This is a genomic window from Lysinibacillus sp. NPDC094177 (genome assembly GCF_050279145.1).
Lineage (GTDB): Bacteria > Bacillota > Bacilli > Bacillales_A > Planococcaceae > Lysinibacillus.
In genome coordinates this window covers 71554-89321 of record NZ_JBNNTW010000015.1, presented here as the reverse complement: position 1 = coordinate 89321, position 17768 = coordinate 71554, and the positions used below count along the sequence as shown (strand labels likewise).

Annotated in this window: 14 protein-coding genes and 1 riboswitch; of the genes, 6 read left to right on the top strand and 8 right to left on the bottom strand. The window is 37.3% G+C overall.

Going from position 1 to position 17768, the window contains the following annotated elements:
• Window positions 1-189 precede the first annotated feature (189 nt).
• Entirely contained in the window at window positions 190-897 is a 708-nt protein-coding gene (locus tag ACQKNC_RS19345) for a Fe-S oxidoreductase (RefSeq protein WP_427426378.1), read from the bottom strand.
• Window positions 898-1790: 893 nt separating this feature from the next.
• On the opposite strand from ACQKNC_RS19345, the gene ACQKNC_RS19340 reads away from it, so the two are divergent.
• Window positions 1791-3113: a hypothetical protein gene (locus ACQKNC_RS19340; protein ID WP_427426377.1), complete on the top strand. Its 1323-nt coding sequence runs from the start codon at window positions 1791-1793 to the stop codon at window positions 3111-3113.
• 620 nt (window positions 3114-3733) lie between these two features.
• The gene (locus ACQKNC_RS19335; RefSeq protein WP_427426376.1) at window positions 3734-4222 is read left to right on the top strand and encodes a GNAT family N-acetyltransferase; all 489 of its coding nucleotides are present in this window, start codon (window positions 3734-3736) and stop codon (window positions 4220-4222) included.
• Between the two features lie 67 nt (window positions 4223-4289).
• On the opposite strand, the gene ACQKNC_RS19330 is transcribed toward ACQKNC_RS19335, so the two are convergent.
• From ACQKNC_RS19330 to ACQKNC_RS19320, 3 genes are all read right to left on the bottom strand, one after another.
• On the bottom strand, window positions 4290-5252 hold the full coding sequence (locus ACQKNC_RS19330) for a DMT family transporter (RefSeq protein WP_427426375.1): 963 nt from the start codon (window positions 5250-5252) through the stop codon (window positions 4290-4292).
• 107 nt (window positions 5253-5359) lie between these two features.
• Window positions 5360-6589, bottom strand: a complete 1230-nt coding sequence (gene pepT / locus ACQKNC_RS19325; RefSeq protein ID WP_427426374.1) for a peptidase T — start codon at window positions 6587-6589, stop codon at window positions 5360-5362.
• A 225-nt stretch (window positions 6590-6814) separates the two neighbouring features.
• Window positions 6815-7465: a lysoplasmalogenase gene (locus tag ACQKNC_RS19320; protein WP_427426373.1), complete on the bottom strand. Its 651-nt coding sequence runs from the start codon at window positions 7463-7465 to the stop codon at window positions 6815-6817.
• A gap of 162 nt (window positions 7466-7627) precedes the next feature.
• Here ACQKNC_RS19320 and ACQKNC_RS19315 point away from each other — a divergent pair, with 162 nt between their 5' ends.
• On the top strand, window positions 7628-9304 hold the full coding sequence (locus ACQKNC_RS19315; RefSeq protein ID WP_427426372.1) for a hypothetical protein: 1677 nt from the start codon (window positions 7628-7630) through the stop codon (window positions 9302-9304).
• 47 nt (window positions 9305-9351) lie between these two features.
• Here the strand turns inward: ACQKNC_RS19315 and ACQKNC_RS19310 are convergent, their stop codons facing one another.
• Together ACQKNC_RS19310 and chrR are read right to left on the bottom strand one after the other, a co-directional pair.
• Window positions 9352-9798: a hypothetical protein gene (locus ACQKNC_RS19310; protein WP_427426371.1), complete on the bottom strand. Its 447-nt coding sequence runs from the start codon at window positions 9796-9798 to the stop codon at window positions 9352-9354.
• A gap of 188 nt (window positions 9799-9986) precedes the next feature.
• Entirely contained in the window at window positions 9987-10718 is a 732-nt protein-coding gene (chrR, locus tag ACQKNC_RS19305) for a class II chromate reductase ChrR (RefSeq protein ID WP_427426370.1), read from the bottom strand.
• 286 nt (window positions 10719-11004) lie between these two features.
• Between chrR and ACQKNC_RS19300 the strand changes: the two genes are divergently transcribed.
• Window positions 11005-12525, top strand: a complete 1521-nt coding sequence (locus tag ACQKNC_RS19300) for an acetyl-CoA hydrolase/transferase family protein (RefSeq protein WP_427426369.1) — start codon at window positions 11005-11007, stop codon at window positions 12523-12525.
• A gap of 155 nt (window positions 12526-12680) precedes the next feature.
• Here the strand turns inward: ACQKNC_RS19300 and ACQKNC_RS19295 are convergent, their stop codons facing one another.
• The gene (locus ACQKNC_RS19295) at window positions 12681-14162 is read right to left on the bottom strand and encodes a DASS family sodium-coupled anion symporter (protein ID WP_427426368.1); all 1482 of its coding nucleotides are present in this window, start codon (window positions 14160-14162) and stop codon (window positions 12681-12683) included.
• A 192-nt stretch (window positions 14163-14354) separates the two neighbouring features.
• Complete coding sequence (locus tag ACQKNC_RS19290) at window positions 14355-14987, bottom strand: glycerol-3-phosphate acyltransferase (protein WP_427426367.1); 633 nt, start codon at window positions 14985-14987, stop codon at window positions 14355-14357.
• Between the two features lie 296 nt (window positions 14988-15283).
• A riboswitch (SAM riboswitch) is annotated at window positions 15284-15397 on the top strand.
• Between the two features lie 117 nt (window positions 15398-15514).
• Between ACQKNC_RS19290 and ACQKNC_RS19285 the strand changes: the two genes are divergently transcribed.
• The gene (locus tag ACQKNC_RS19285) at window positions 15515-16816 is read left to right on the top strand and encodes an O-acetylhomoserine aminocarboxypropyltransferase/cysteine synthase family protein (RefSeq protein ID WP_427426366.1); all 1302 of its coding nucleotides are present in this window, start codon (window positions 15515-15517) and stop codon (window positions 16814-16816) included.
• Between the two features lie 352 nt (window positions 16817-17168).
• Window positions 17169-17555 carry a hypothetical protein gene (locus ACQKNC_RS19280; RefSeq protein ID WP_427426365.1) on the top strand — a complete coding sequence of 129 codons (387 nt, stop codon included), beginning with the start codon at window positions 17169-17171 and terminating at the stop codon, window positions 17553-17555.
• Window positions 17556-17768 lie beyond the last annotated feature (213 nt).

The window sequence follows — 17768 nt, the reverse complement described above, 5'->3', positions numbered from 1 at the left end:
TGTGCGAAAGCGCAGTGCAACGCAGCGGCAGCAACAAATGTTTTAACTGTGCGAAAGCGAAGCGACAGCAACAAATGTTTTAACTGTGCGAAAGCTCCGGCTTGATACACATTAATTTATATTTTAACAAGCAAAGCCTTACCTTTCACTCAATGTGAGAGATAAGGCTTTTTTTTGTTAAGGAGATTTTTATTTCATTGGGCAAAAGCCACAAGCCATTAAGCCAGGTATGTCTTTAGAAAAACAACATGATTTTCGTACTGGGACGCTTACTAAATTAGTGGGGCTTTGACCTCCTGTATATTGTGCCCACCACGATTTGTTGGAGAAACGAGCCCACGTTTTAGGATCTTCTAAAGCTTCTATATCTTCCATTGCTTGATCTGCTAGACCAGGATTAGAAAGCAATACATGATAATGCCAAAGTAGATATCCAAAGAAATTCTCCCAAATAGTAAGAGGGGAAATAGATGTTACTTTACGAAGCTGTTGAACAATAACATGCCCATCATATAGGATCTTCTCAATAACTGCCTGACGTTCATCCTCGTCAACATAACGCCAATCATTTGGGTTAACAAACATTGCGACTGTAAAACTGTCGAATTCTTTTGCTGCATCAAAGCGAAGTTCGATTGGTTTACCGTCCCACACTTCGTCATAGGCAGCAAGCATGTAAAGTTGCATAGCGAAAAACATACCGTAGCGGCGTGCAAAATGAGAAATAGCGGCTGTTTCCGTTGCTGCGTCTGTTATTCCCATCATAAGGTTTAAAAAGTCAGGATGGTAAAAGTCTTTATGTATATCGGCTAATGTAAATAATGTCCGCTTTGGTTCTGTCGTATAAATGCTATAGGAATTCAATTGTCGAACTTGATCCATCGTTAATGCTGGCATTGTGATCACCTTTTCTTTCAATCATCTGTTACTTTTATTATAAATTAATCATTTTTGCTTCACAAATGGAATGCAATATAGTAAAATACATTAAACATATCTGAAAGGTAGGTTTTTAAATGTTGCAGCCGCATGCTATGTCTTTACAGGAATGGTAGATGAGCTTCGTCGCTAGCAATTGCAGGCTTTTGTATGGGTTGTTTTCTACATTTTCAGCTAAAGCAATGGCAATATCATCGCTCACTGAAGAGTAGTCATTAAAAAAACTTAAAAAATTTTCAGATTAATGTTGACTTTATAATTGATAATGATTATCATTATCGCATAAAGAATACTCCTCTTTTACAATACAGTGTAGAGAGGATGAACTTTAGCTACTTTTCTCCAGAAGTTTGCTAGTTCATGATAACGCTCCTAAAACCCCCCTCATTTTTTGGGAACGTAAAAATCTCTAGACGACTCACTCCATTGTGATTGAGTCGTCTTTTTTTGATAGAAACTGCAATTGTTCCGATAAATCTTCAAAGTATTCAGCAGGGTCTTATCTGTGACGCTGCTTAGTATAGATATTGAAAATAGTTCAGCAATTAATATTTATCAAAAACTAGGCTTTAAGGATTATGAAGTAGTAGGGACATCTAAAAATAATTCTAGTTAAAGCCTAATCATTGCCAAAGATATGATTACTATTGGAAGCTAAATATCTATAAAGTTTTTCTAGAAGTTTGCTAGTTCATGATAATGCTCCTAAAATCTCAGAGCGACTTAGCCTAAATGGATATGACGCTCTTTTTTGATTGTCTTTAGATAGCAGAATAAGTAAATAAGTAACAGTCTTGGTATGGTATGATGGAAATTGGGAATTTAATTAGAAATAAGTGGAGGGGAATAAAATGAAGAAATATATTATCACTTTGCTCATCACTTTAGCCTTTTTTACAAGCCCATCATCATCTAAAGCTGCGGAAACACAGTGGGACGGGGCGCAAGTTGTCAAGGGACAAACAGGTAAAATGACTTTTACAAAAGATGTAAAAGTGTATAAGGAAAATGCAAACGGTACGTATAGCTCGATGACAGTCAAACGCAATAACTATTTCCGAGTGTATGATATTGAAAAGTATGACAATAAAACGTTTTATTGGATGAGTTCGGGTTACCGCGTACAAGCAACGGATTTAGTTGTTTTTAAGAAAGTACCTCTGAACATCCGCGCTTCTCTTTATGATAATCCTGGCTATATCAACATCAATGGTCGAGCCTCCTCCTTAAACTATGGAACACATTACTTGGAAGGATATGTAGATGGCGGCACTAGTTATGATATTTCTATTGGTGAAAATCTATATTATGATATTACGCACCCAACTGATGGAAAATCTAAAGGGGGCTATATTGATGCCACAGATATTCGCATTGCCGAAACAATAAAAAGAGATGAAAGACTCTATAAGCTAACAGCTGATACACGACATTTAAGAGGTCCAATTGCTGGAGGAAAAGCGGGAGGGAAGTATTCAAAAGGTACCGTTTTTCAATCGTTAGGAATTGAAATAAATGGATACCTTAGAGTGCAAGAGCTCGGAACATGGGGGGAAGACTTTATTTTTACATATATTCCTGTAAAATTACTCCAACCTGTGCAAACTCAAGAGAAACGCTATATTCGATATGGTGTTATTGGTAAAAGTAGCAGAAAGACAAAAGAGCTAAAGCGTTTTGATGAAGTAATGTTATTGACAGAAAAAAATGCGACAGCTTGGATTGAGATAGATGGGGAAATGTATTATGTACCGAAAAATGCCCTAGCTACCATAAAGCCGAACGAATCACCGATCATTACAACGTCTTTCTTGCCAAATGATACGCTTCAGCAGCTAGTGTATGCGAATGGCGTATATAAGAAAACAGCTAATAATCGTTTTGAAGCGCAGCATGACAAGTTCATTGACTATCATGAAACAGAACAAACCTTTAATTATGAAAAGGATGGTATCAAATATATATTTGAAAAACCAGTTACAGAAGGCTCGAAAGTGACTAGAGTGGGGAGTGGAATGACAGATGAAGGGTTTGTTCGTGCCATTCATTTCACATTCACAAACCCAGCAACAGGCACATTTACCAATGTTGTGGAAACTTCTAATGGTGAATTCTTTGCACCAGGCTACGGTTATATCTATGGATCTAGCAGCATACTAATGTCTTATGAATAACAAATCCTTTATTTTTTTTATTGAAAGATGAAAATCTTAATAATAGAAAAACAGGTGAGGAAAAAGAATTGTTTTTTCTCACCTGTTTGATTTTAACGGTTCTTTTAATCTAACGGCTCACTCCATTGTGGTGGAGTCGTCTTTTTTTGATAGAAACTGCAATTGTTCCGATAAAATGAGATAAGATTCCGATAAAAGCAAAAATTGTTCCGATAAAATGAGATTATGTTCCGATAAATCTTCAAAGTATTCCTATAAAAATGAACCCACCATACGTGGGGGTAATATCCGTTCCGACTGGGCGCTTTTCATCACTGCCGCTTCGCTTTCGCACAGAGCAGAGCTTCCTGGAGGCGTCCGATGAGCCGCTTGGCCAACACGATGTTGGTCACGAAGGCGTTATCACTGGACGTGATGGTTTTAGCCTTCGTTCCTCTATTGCTGAACCCCAAGGAGTCGCCCAATCTCCACTCCAATCAACTTCTAACTTAGCGTACATTAAAAAAATATAACTTTTGATCAATTTACCGAAAATTACAATTTAATATATGATATTCTTAAATTCATATAGTAATAAGGCTAGAATCTAGAAGTAACAATATTGAAGGAGTGATTATCTTATGTTTTATATTAGAAATTTCGAAGGTAACATAAAAGAGTTTGAGTTCTTTCAAGAAATGTTATATGAATCTGTAATTATTCCTGACAATAAACCATCGAAAGAGGTTTTGCTAAACTCCCCTCACATAAGAAAATATCATGAAGGTTGGGGGAGGAATGGAGATAAAGTTCTGATTGCCTTTGACACAGAAAATCAAACTGTTGGTGCAGTCTGGTACAGATTGTTTGATGAAAATAATAAAAGCTATGGTTATATTGATTGCAATACTCCCGAAATAGGAATTGCTGTTTCAAAAGACGTAAGAGGACTAGGGCTGGGAACTTTACTGATGCGTAATATAATTCAACAGGCCCAGGATGAAGGATACAATACCATTTCACTTAGTGTAGACCTTGAAAATAGTTCGGCCATTAATATTTATAACAAACTTGGCTTTCAAGATTATGAAGTAGTAGGCACTTCTAAAACAATGATTTATAAATTATAGTGCTCTCTAGAATAAAAAATGTACACTACTAAAAGTAAATTTAGTAATGTACATTTTTTCTTTAATATTACTGCGTAGGATTGCTAGGAACAGCACTTTTTTTCCCTAGTATCATCGTATAGTAGCTATGTAGTAGCATGCCAACAATGATGACACCTAAGCCCGCAAGTGCAATTGGATCTGGGAATGCAATGCCGAGCAACAATACTTCACCAATAATGACGAAGAGTATTTCAGTTGATTGTGTTGCTTCAACCGCTGCAAGCTTGCCTTGATGATCGCGAACACGGTCAGTTGCAATGAAAAATAAAGTTGTGGCGATGACACCAGAGCTTATACCTACAAGTAACGATTGCATCACTTGGTTGATGGAAGGGAGCCCGACCGTTGCTAATGCATAAATAGCTAGAATAATCCATGCAGGCATCGAGGCGATGGTCATGCCGAGAACTCGTTGATATGTATCGATACGTCCGCCACAGATTTCCATCATTTTGCGATTACCAAGAGGGTAGGCAAATGCAGCTATGACAACAGGTAAAATGCCAAGCATCAAACTTTTAAATGGAACAGATTGTGCCTGTGGTATTTGGATAAGTAAAATGCCGACTAAAATGACACATGAAATTAGTAATGAAATAAGCGGTATTTTTTGACGTACTGTTTTCCCGGCTACTACTGAAACAAATAGGGGAGCTAGTAATACACCGGCGATAATTGTAAATTGCCAAGTTCCGGAAACAAGCCAGCCTGGACCGAATGCTGCTGCAAATGTCAGTGGTGCATAGAACAATACGAACCCAATAAAGCTCCAAAGCAGCCAAGCTACTGGCTGTGCTTTCATTTCACCTGATAGTTGGGAAAAGCCTTTTCGATAGAAAACAATCACAAGTAAAAACGGTAGCATGAAGAAATAACGCAGGGATGCACTCCATAGCCAGCTACCTCCTTGCATTTCCATTGCATGATTCAAGATAAATGTAACTGCAAAAAAAAGCGAGGCTAAAATGCCTAATGCAATTTCTTTCATTAAAGTCACCTCAAAACTTTTTATGTAATTTGAAAATTCAGTCATTACTTTCGAAAAAATTACGAAGAAGGGGCAAACCCCTCTTCGTAACTAAAGAAGATTATACTCTATTTTCCTTGTTGTTCAAAGAGCTGTACGATTTCAATAATAACTTGTGTAGCTTTCTCCATCGTTTCTCCAGATACATATTCGAATTTACCGTGCATATTTTCGCCACCTGCAAAAATGTTTGGTGTTGGTAAGCCCATGTAAGAAAGCTGTGAACCATCAGTACCGCCACGGATTGGTAATGTAATTGGTGTAATATCCAACTTTTCCATTGCTGTGCGTGCAATGTCAACGATTTCTTTAACAGGCTCAATTTTTTCGCCCATATTATAGTATTGATCTTCCATTGTAATGCTTAAAGTATCCTCGCCATATTGAGCTTTAATTTTTTCCGCAGCATCAAGCATTAATTGTTTTTTCGCTTCGAATTTTTGACGGTCATGGTCACGGACGATATAAGAAAGTTCAGTATGCTCGATCGCCCCGTTAAAGCCCATTAAGTGAATAAAGCCTTCATAGCCATCTGTTTTTTCTGGTACTTCATTAGTAGGCATTTCATTTTGGAAGGCGATCGCCATTGTGATAGCATTAACCATTTTATTTTTTGCAGAGCCAGGGTGTACACTCGTACCTTTTGTCACAACTTTTACACCTGCAGCATTAAAGCTTTCGTATTGTAGCTCGCCAAGTGGTCCGCCATCCATCGTATAAGCATAGTCGGCTCCAAAGGCAGCTACATCAAATTTATGAGGACCGCGACCAATTTCTTCATCAGGTGTAAATGCTACACGTAATTTGCCATGCTTAATGGAAGGATTATTTATTAGGTATTCCATAGCAGTCATAATTTCTGCAATACCAGCTTTATCGTCAGCACCTAATAATGTAGTACCATCCGTTGTAATTAACGTTTGACCTACATAATTTTTTAGCTCGGGAAAATCTGTTGGCGACATCGCTAGATTTTCATTAAGCTGGATAGCTCCGCCATCATAGTTGTCAATGCGCTGTGGATTAACGTTTGTGCCAGTAAAATCTGTTGTAGTGTCCACATGTGCTAAAAAACCAATAGTAGGCACTTTTTTATCTGTATTTGCTTCCAGTGTTGCAAATAAATAGCCATTTTCATCTAATGAAATGTCAGTTAAACCTATTGCAGCAAGTTCATCTTTTAATACATGCAATAAGTCAAATTGTTTTTGTGTTGAAGGAGTTGTTTCGCTTGTGAAATCAGATTGTGTATCAATTTTTGCATAACGAATTAAACGCTCGATTACTTGTTCTTTCATAAGTATGGCCTCCTAATGTATATGTTAACTTCTTTCAGCGGGTGCGCAAACACCCACTGAAAGAAGTTAAAGCCTCCGGCGGATGTCACAGAATCGGAAAAGAGTTCACATAGGATGTTAGCCTAAAATCATCGCATCCATGCGATAACGGCTAACTGACCTGCATCACGCAGGCCTAAGCACAAAGCCGATTCCGGACACAATTATGCCGAGGCATAATTGATATTATTGTAACACTTTACTTCGGATTTCGGAATATTGAAGGATGCTTAAAGCAATAAGTATTTGGGCACTGTAATATGTCAACATAATAACCTCATGTGAAAATGGTAAGGGCATAACAAACTTATTAATAGATAAATAGGAATCCGATGCGATAAATAGCAGAGCTCCAATCGTTGCAAAAGTGGAACCAGTTCGAATCGAAGACCAACCCATCGTTAAAATGACTGAAATATAGGCAATTACTGCGATACCAAGCACGACTTCTCCTGATGAAAACACTGTACCTACAATCCACACAGCCATACTTGCCCCATAAACGAGTAATACAATCTTCGCCCAAGTAGGTACTTGTCGTTCATTAGTAGAAAAGAAGGCGAGGATATAAAAAATATGCCCGATTAAGAAGCTTGTGAGTCCAATTAGAAACCACTGTAGCGTATAATCACCGACCATACAAAATACAAGTCCGATGACAATCAGTAGCTGATACTTTTTAATACCTAAGTTTTTCTGTGTAGCAGCTAAGATAATGATTAAAAGCATTGGAATGACTTTAAAGACAAGTTTTAAGCTTTCTGCAATATGGGAAAAGAAAAAAATATAGTAAAGACCAAACAAAATAATAAACGCTATTAAAATTTTTTTAGACAATTTCTCATCTCCTTTTCTTTGAAATTCTTTATCTATGTTAGAATTTCCTTTATTCTTTTGTAAAGGAAATGCATAGGGTGGTACTCACTCATCTTATGTATGAAACTTTTTTAGTATGTAGCCGTAAATAAGTGGACAGTAAGGTAAGAGAGGGTGAACGAAATGACCAAGCTATTAATAGCTTCAGCAGTCATTGGACTAATCGCGAGTGTTATATTAACACCGCTGATAACTAAGAAACAAGAAGGCGGTTCTAAAAAGGTAATAGGATACTTCTTTATAGGTGTATTTGTACTAGGATTTTTAGCTACTGGTATAACAGTATATGTGACAAAAATGGATGTCAACTGGCTTGCTTTTTGGCCTGCTATTATTCTATTAACATTAGGTGGCGCGCTACTTGCAAGTGGTGTTGAACGAAAAATAAAGGGTGTTTTATTTTTAGCAAGTCTAGGTCTTGCGGTGTATGTAATATCAGCTCCTTTATGGAATGCTAACGAAAAATTCAAATCAGCTGAAATGAAGGAAGAGGTTGAAATAAAGCCATTCGATGAAACACAAACACCAGCTAGTGTTCCTCCTAAATTTGCGCGCAATAAGATGAAAAAAGCGTTCGGACAAGTACCGAATACAAGTTATTATGAACTAGGGCGCTTACAAATTCAAAAAGTGAAGGGTGAGTATGTTTATATAGCACCGGTTGAGTTCTCTGGTTTCTTTAAATGGATGAACGGCGGGTCAACTCCTGGTTACTTTATAATGAGTGCAACAGATTCAGCGGACAATCCTAAGTTTGTTAAGCAGGAAATGAAATATGTTCCGTCAGCTTATTTAAATTCAAATTTAGAGCGTCATATACGTTTACAACATCCATTCCTTGTTTTTTGTGGAGATGTACAACTTGAAATAGATGATGATGGTAAACCATACTATATCCGTTCATATGGTGAATTTATTTCAGCACGTAATGGCTTCGATGTAAAAGGGATCGTGCTTGTAGACGCGCTGACAGGGAAATCAGAAGTTATTAAGCTGGGAGATGTCCCAGAATTTATTGATGGAGCGGTTTCTCCAGAGACAGTAAGCTTACAAAATAGTTATTTCGGTAATTATGTACACGGATTTTGGAACAGTAAGTTTGGTAAAAAAGACGTAAAACTTCCTTCTGATGAGGGAACAGAGGCAAATGTTAGCCCAATTTTTGACGAGAAGGGCGATATGTATTATTTCACAGACTTTACGAGCCCTAAAGAGGGTGTTGATTCAATGCTTGGCTATTCCTTAACAAATGCCCGAACAGGTCAAGCAACCTATTATACTGGAAATCAAGACGCTTCTTATATGGATTCGCAAGGTAACTTACAAATTATTGAAAAGAAATTTATAGAGAAGAAATGGTCTGGAGAAATGCCAGTACTGTATAACTTTTACGGTGAGGCTAGCTGGCTAACTGCGGTGCTTGACTCAAATGGTTTCTTACAAAACTATTTCATCGTATCTGCGGCAAATCCTGAAATTTCCGTTTATGCAACAACTCCTAAAGAGGCATTAAAATTATATAAAACAGCCTTAAGTCGCGGTGGGACTACAGTCGAAGGAAGCTCACATGCAGAAGAGAAAAATGTAAGTGGAAAGGTGCTTCGCGTATACAAGGAACGTCTCGGTGACTTTACAGTCGTATCATTTTTACTAAATAACGGGAAAAACTATTTGATAAGCTCAGAAACAGAACCGCTTGCAATTTATTTACAACAAGGTGATGATGTAATTCTCACTTATGGTGATACAGGGGAGCAGTTCTTACCAGTTCGATCAATGATTATTAAAGGATTACAATAAAAGAAAAAGGACGATCTTGTTGCAAAATGCTACGAAGATCGTCTTTTTTATGTTGGTTGAGACTCCATATAGTGAAGCATTTTTTCCTGGTGATTAATATATAGTATCTTTGCATGATCGTTTAACGCAAATATTTCATGGATGTACCCTTGAAGTAATTTATGTTCATGCTCATAAGAAGGGGAGTCTTCGTTTTCTAAGATACGTCCTAATAAAAGTGCATGTAACACAACGACTTCTAGATTTTGCGTATTTGTAACGAATTTCAGGTTAAGGATGCTAGTATGGGAAACGAATTGATTGACATAATCAATAGCATTCTTATAAAGAGCTAAGTCGATATTTGGTTCAAGTCGTTTTCTTAATAATGTACAATCATTATTTAAGTCTTGAATTTTTAAAAATAAACCTTTTACACTTCGCTTATGTTGTTGTTCTAATGTATTAGCAAGGTGTTTATTGACATAGGACATTTTTACATAACCTCTTTCCACATAATGGTCATCTATTAGTATCAATGGAATTCTTTGAAAAGGAAAGAGTCTTTTCGTTTAATTTATGCCCAATTTTAACATATCACTCAAGACAAAAATACTAGGTGTTGAATAGGGGCGTATGTAGAATATGAAAAAAGTGGAGTTACTATAATACGATAGTAACCCCACACGGCTTGTTGATAAAGTTATTTCCAATTAAAACCCTTTTTTGCTAAAAATTCTTTGATATGAGGACGGCGTTGTTCAATTAAAAAATCAGCCATTTGCTTTGTCCAGTTATCAATTTTTCGATTGGATGAACGATTATTATAGTATGCTTCCATTGTGTCGTTGTAAGCTGGTAAAAGCTCCTCGTATTTTTCTGTATTGTATTCATTTTCATGTAATACTGCTGCTACTGGTAAACGAGGTTTTACTTCATTGCGACGAGCAGGAACTCCAATTGTTAAACCGAATAGTGGGAAAACATAGTCAGGAAGATTGAATAATTCGCTTATTTCTTCAAGTTTATTACGCACTCCACCAATATAACAAATTCCATATCCCATAGATTCTGCTGCAACGACAAAGTTTTGAGCGAATAATGAAACATCAGCTACTCCAACAAGTACGTTTTCTGCCGAATCAGCCACAATGTCCACACCTTCTAATTTACCTGCAGATTGAAGGCGTTTAAAATCTACACAGAAGACAAAGGCACCGCCAGAAGTTTCGTATTGACGAGGATTACCAGAGAGCAACCCTAATTTTTCTTTTTTCTCATCATCGGTTACCCAAATAACACTATAAGCTTGTACAAAATGGGATGTAGCAGCCATTTGTGCAGTAGCAATTAATTCTTCAATAATTTCCTTTGAAATCGGATTTCCATCGTAAATACGAACCGAAGAGTGGTTACGTAATAATTCTTTAACCATCTATAAAATCTCCCTTTCCCCTTTATATATATCAAGAGCATATCACGCTTCTTCTTCAAAATCGAACTTTTTAGATGTTGAAATTATATTTGAATAATTTACAAATGCATAAAATTTCTCGTAAAACAAATTATTTCGTTAGTTATAGATTAAAAATTCTAAATAGTTTAAAATTGTGTATGCGACGGTTTATTTGGTTGGATTTTTAATAATTGGATGACTATACCAGAATGATTGAACCAAGTAATCTAGTTGAATAAAATAAAGTGGGATGGAGGAATAAGGGATGGCAGAAAAGTTGGCGAAAAAGCTACGTAATGAACAGCTACGGAGCAAGGTTGTAACAGCAGAAGAAGCAGCATCTTGGATTAAGGATGGTATGGTACTTGGGATGAGCGGGTTTACACGTGCGGGTGATGTTAAAGTGGTACCTCTCGCACTAGTGGAGAAAGCTAAAAAAGAGAACTTCCAAGTAGATGTATATACAGGTGCATCACTTGGCCCAGAAGTTGACCAATACTTAGCTGAAGCTGGCGTTATTCGTAAACGTGGACCTTTCCAAGCAGATGCCGGTATTCGTAACAAAATCAACAGTGGTGAAATCACATTCGTTGATGCGCATCTATCACATAATGCGGAACTAGTACGTCAAGGTATTATTGGTCCTATTGATTTTGCGATTATTGAAGCGGCTGCTATAACAGAAGACGGCTTACTAATTCCTACAACTTCAGTTGGTAACTCTCCGATTTTTGTGCAAGAGGCAGACCAAGTAATCATTGAGTTGAACGTAGCTCAGCTTGATGCATTAGAAGGTGTGCATGATATTTTCGTACCAGGACCACAGGGAGAACGGGATCCAATTCCATTACAAGATGTATCCGATCGGCTGGGCACACCTGGTATACCACTAGATTTAGATAAAGTAAAAGGTATTGTCATTTCAGATATTTTAGATGCACCATCAACGATCGTTCCTGCGGATGAAGAAACAGATATTATGGCTAATCATTTATTAAATTTCTTACGTGAAGAAATTAAAGTAGGGCGTTTAACAACAAGCTTAAGACCAATTCAATCAGGTGTAGGCTCAGTAGCAAATGCCGTTTTATTAGGTTTTAAAGATTCTGAGTTTGAGAACTTAGAAGTATATTCAGAAGTACTGCAAGACGCGGTATTCGAATTAATTGATGCAGGAAAGGTAAACTTTGCATCTGCAACTTCTATTACTCTTTCCGAGGAAGTTGGAAACAGAGTTTATGGTAATTTTGAAAAATATGCAGATAAACTAGTATTACGTCCACAGGAAATTTCTAACCAACCAGAAATTATTCGCCGACTCGGACTAATTTCTGTTAATACAGCGCTTGAAGTAGATATTTACGGGAATGTGAATTCTACGCATGTTTCTGGCACAAAAATGATGAATGGAATCGGCGGTTCTGGAGACTTTGCACGTAATGCGCGATTAGGTATTTTCGTCACAAAATCTTATGCGAAAGGCGGAAATATTTCTAGTATAGTTCCAATGGTATCGCATGTAGACCATACAGAGCATGATGTAGACGTAATTGTAACAGAGCAGGGAGTAGCAGACTTACGTGGGCTTGCTCCAAAAGAACGGGTTGGGCTCATTATCGATAACTGTGCACATCCGGAATATCGTGAGCAATTATGGAAGTATTTTAACGATGCCAATGAAGCAACAGGTGGACACCATACGCCTCACAATCTAGAAAAAGCGCTATCATGGCATGTGAATTACGCAAAAAATGGTACGATGAAGAACCCTGCTTTATCGAAATAATAAAGTTGTAAAAGCCTTGAAGGTCAGTTGATTTGTTCCTTCAAGGCTTTTAATTGTTAATAATGTAATCTCGAATGCTTAGGAGCTCTACGAAGTAATCGGGTAACACCTTGAACTGAACTGCTCAGCTATCCAAAGAAAACCCTAGCTTCTTCTTACAATAATCCAATCCATTTCCAATACGTTGCGGAGAATAGAAGGACTAGGATGTATCCAATAATCGTTAATGGAATACCGGATTTTAAGAAATCCTTTGTTGTAAAGGCTCCTGTACCATAGGCAAGCATATTTTGTGGTGCACTAATAGGTAAGAGGAAGCCAAAGCTAATAACGAATTGTTGCACGATAACGAAACCAACCTGATCAACATTAGTCGTTAATGTTGAGGCTAAAACGATAAATACTGGTACAAGCGCAGATGCTAGGCTTGTTGCACTTGCAAAACCTAAATGAATAAGAATATTAAATAAAGTAACAAGCGCGATTGTTGCAAGAATTGGCATAGAATCTAAACCGAGTGAACCGAATACTTTATCAGATAACCACGATGCACCTTTAGTATTAAGTAAAACCGTTCCTAGCATAATTCCTACTGCAAAGACAATAATTGTCCCCCAAGGAATATGCGGTTCAACTTGCTTCCACGAATAGACTCCGATTTTTGGCATTAATAAAATAGCAATTGCAACGATTGTGACGGTTGTTGTATCGAATGGGTGAAGTTTGCCCTCAGTAGCCCAGAAAAATAATAAAACTACCGATGTTATGATTAAACGAATTTCTGGAGCTTTTAATGGACCAAGTTCCGCAAGCTGTTTTTTGATTACTTCTCTACCGCCTTCAATATTACTTGTTTCAGGCTTAATTAGTGTAATCATAATGAAAAATAGAGCTACTGACATGATGATTGAGAAGGGGGCAGCGTAAAGTAACCAAGAACCCCAAGAAATATCAACACCAAATTGTTCTTTAATAAAATTTAAAGCGACCATATTTTGAGCTGCTGCCGTTTTAATACCGATATTCCAAATGGAGACAGCTTGCACAGAGGTAATGACAAGTAAAGCAGCAAGTCGACTATCACGTGGTAACCCAAATGCTGCTACCATTCCGAGTAGTATTGGGACAACTGCGCCTGCACGTGCAGTAGCAGAAGGGACAAAGAATGCGAGTGCAATAGATACTAAAATAGCACCGAATACAATGGCTTTCGTTTTTGTCCCTACTAGTGAAAGTATCCATAGTGCAAGACGTTTATGTAAATTCGTAATTTGCATGGCTGCCGCTAGGAAAAGAGCTGCGGCTACTAGTGCAACTGCAGAATTACTAAATCCACTTAATGCTAATTTTAGTGCATCCGATGTTCCTAGCTCTCTTGCTGGATCTTCCATTGACGGAGCCAACCCTAGTAAAATTGTAACGAGGGCAATAATCATGGCCGAGCTAACGGGATAGGAGACAGCTTCTGTAACCCAAAGAATGACTGCGAAAGCTAAGATAGCTAAAGCCCGTTGTCCAGCTTCAGGTAAATCGCCGTTATTAGGTAAAAAAATAATGATGATTAGTGAAGCGAAGGCTAATCCAATCCAGAGCGGCTTCAAATTACGTTTCGGTTTTGCTTGTTCAGAAGTAGACATACTTTTTCATCCTTTCTATAAATGTGGATATTATTTCCTATAACATCGGCTAGTAAAATGCTTTATTAAGAAAGTAATTTGTTTATTTATTGTAAAGAAAATTTACATATGAAATACTCTCAATTTATAGAGATAACGGGCAATTACGAGAAAAAATGTGGTCATAGAACAGACGAAAATTTCCAAAAGATATTATTTTTTCTTTTTAAATGCAGAGGTTACTTTAGGCTCAGTTCCCTGTATTAATCGTTTAATATTTTCGAGATGCAAAATGAGCGCTATGCCAAAAAGTAGTAAGGCTATAATCGTTGGGCCAACTCCAGGAATCCATAAATATGTGGCAGTACAAAAAACAAGGTAGAATTCAAGTACACCAACAATTAAATAGTTCGTAGCGAAAGATAAAATAACAAATAAAATGAGTGCAAATAAGCCAATTTTCCAATCAACCGCAAGTAATATCCCGATGATTGAAGCAGTTCCTTTGCCACCATTGAAGGCCATATAAAATGGGAAATTATGACCTAGAATGACACCAGCAGCTACGATATAGGTAAAGAGCCAAACTTGTACTTCTGTTAATTGTGTTGTATCTGCTAGATAGACATGAGCACCGATAATAGCTGCAACGCCTTTACCGATATCGATAAGTGCAACTAATATACCGTATTTCCATCCAAGGGAAAGTGTTGCATTAGAGGCACCTGCATTGCCAAAACCAGACTTTTTTAGATCTACCCCGGATAAAAATTGAGCAACTTTAGAACCATGAATACAGCCAATAAAATAACCAGCAAGAAGAAAAATGATAACGGCCTTTATCATAGAAGTCCTCCTTTCTAAATAAATAGGTTCATCACCAAAAGATATGGGTGGAATTTGTTTAAATCTATACCATTTATATAATTTGATTGGAGGCTGGACGCCCCTAGGAAAGCGCCCAGTAGGAACAGAAATCAACCCCACGTTTTGGTGATAAACTATTAAATATTAAAATAGTGTATGCGTTTGTATTACATAAAAAAGCAGACAGAAGTTTCGGAAAAAATAAAATTTTAGTGTTGACAGAGAAAAAGTCTATGTTTTATACTGTGTAACAACGATGGAAATTGAATCTCATACTCTTATCAAGAGCGGCGGAGGGATAGGCCCTATGATGCCCGGCAACCAGTAAGTGACGAACTTACTAAGGTGCTAATTCCTACAGATTCTTACTTGGATCTGGCAGATAAGGGGAGGAAAACTTGCAACCGCAACCCTCTTCTTAGCTGAAGAGGGTTTTTGTTTTCTACTGAAAAAATCCTCCTCATCTCCGGTACCATCGTAAAAAAATAACCATTTGGAGGTATACAATGACAAATTTTAAACCAGAAACATTGCTGTTACACGGTGGGCAAGAGCCAGACCCGGTAACAGGATCTCGTACAGTACCCGTATATCGCTCAACGGCATTCGTTTTTAAAGACACTGCTCATGCGCAACGTCTTTTTGCCTTAGAGGAAGCTGGCAATATTTACACGCGCATTACAAACCCAACTGTAGATGTTTTTGAAAAGCGCGTTGCTTTATTAGAGGGCGGTACAGCAGCAGTAGCACTTTCATCTGGTGCAGCAGCAATCGCATTTTCCATTTTAAATCTTGCAGGTGCAGGGGATGAAATTGTTGCAGCTAGCTCTTTATACGGAGGTACTTATAATTTATTCGCCAACACACTACCAAACTACGGTATTAAAACGATTTTCGTAGACGAAACAAATCCAGAAAATTTCCGAGCAGCTATTACTGATAAAACAAAGGCCGTGTTCGCTGAAATTTACGGGAATCCAAGTTTAAAGGTACTAGATATTGAAAAGGTAGCAAATATAGCACATGAAAACGGCTTGCCATTAATTATTGATAGCACATTTGCTTCGCCATATGGCTCTACACCAATTGACTTCGGTGCTGATATCGTCGTTCATTCCGCAACAAAATGGATTGGTGGTCATGGTACAACTTTAGGTGGAGTTGTAGTAGATGCAGGGAAGTTTGATTGGACTCGTGGACGTTTCCCAGGCTTTACCGAACCAGATGCTTCTTATCACGGTTTGCGTTATGGTATTGACACAGCAGCAGCTGCATTTGCTACAAAACTGCGTGTACAATTACTACGCGACTTTGGACCAACATTAAGTGCAGATGCAGCATTTAATTTATTACAAGGTTTAGAAACGCTTCATTTGCGTATTCCTAAACATAATGAAAATGCACTAGCAGTGGCTGAATATTTACGAAACCACCCATCTGTGGAATATGTAAATTACAATGGCTTAGAAGATTTCCCTACTCATGATTTAGCAAAAAAATATTTAAGAAATGGCTTCGGTTCAGTGCTTACATTCGGTATTAAAGGTGGACGTGAAGCAGGACGTAAATTAATCGATAGTGTGAAATTATTCTCGCACGTAGCAAATGTAGGGGATGCCAAATCGTTAATTATTCATCCAGCATCTACTACACATCAGCAACTATCAGCTGAGGAGCTAATCCAAACTGGCGTAACCGAATCGCTCATTCGCTTATCCATCGGTCTAGAGGCAGTAGAGGACATTATTGCAGATTTAGAACAAGCTATTGAACAAGTAACAGCTTCACAACAACAAGTAGAAGCATAATAAATAAAAAACATTGGTTAATGTTGTAGCGTTTACGTATTTTCCCATTCGATAGGCCTCATTTGGTAATGCGTAAAACGTTGCTGCATCATCCACTCGCCTCATTTGGTGAGAGTAAGGAAATTGTTTAAAATTAATACCTAGTAATTTTATAAGTATTATTGACTTACTTAAATCCTTGTTTTATACTAGGGATTAAGAAAAGTGTTCGAAAGGCTACCAACCTAGAACCAATTTATAGACTAATTTAGTTTTCAAAAGTGCTCCCCCACTTTTGAATATATAAAGAGGAGTAGTTGCTCAGCCAGTAATTACTCTTATCTACAAAAACTGATGATAAGGAGTGTTTTAAATGGGAAATGTTTATAGTGCGCAAAACATAGCATCTTATCTTATTTATGAATTAAATGAAGGTCATGTATTTGTGAACAACATGTCCATTCAAAACATACTTGCGTCAGTTGAGCGTAAATGGCAAGAGATCTTTGGACATTCTACGTTTAAGGAAATCGTTTATGCCAAAGAGGAAGGTTATACAGTAAAAGAAGTTTTCGAAGCTTATGAAAGCTATGGAGCAAATCATATTCCTCTACCTGCGACAGAGTATTACTTAAAATACGGTACATTCCAATTAGTTGAACGTACGTATGCAATACCAAATTTTACGCAAGAGGAAATAGGATTGGTGCAACAAGCTTTAACTCAATATCGTTATAAATTGCTAGCCAAAGCTAGCTAATTATCCCTCATATAATCGGGCTCATTCTCTGCTGCTACAGGGAATGAGCTTTTTAAATTAGATGATGAACATATACAGAAAAAATTTTTATTAATATATTTTAAAAGAACAATTTTTATGAATGTCTTTACATACATATATAATAGAAGAAAGGCATTTATTTTTGGTATATCACCAAAAGTTGTGGATGACATTTGTTAAAAATTTATGCCA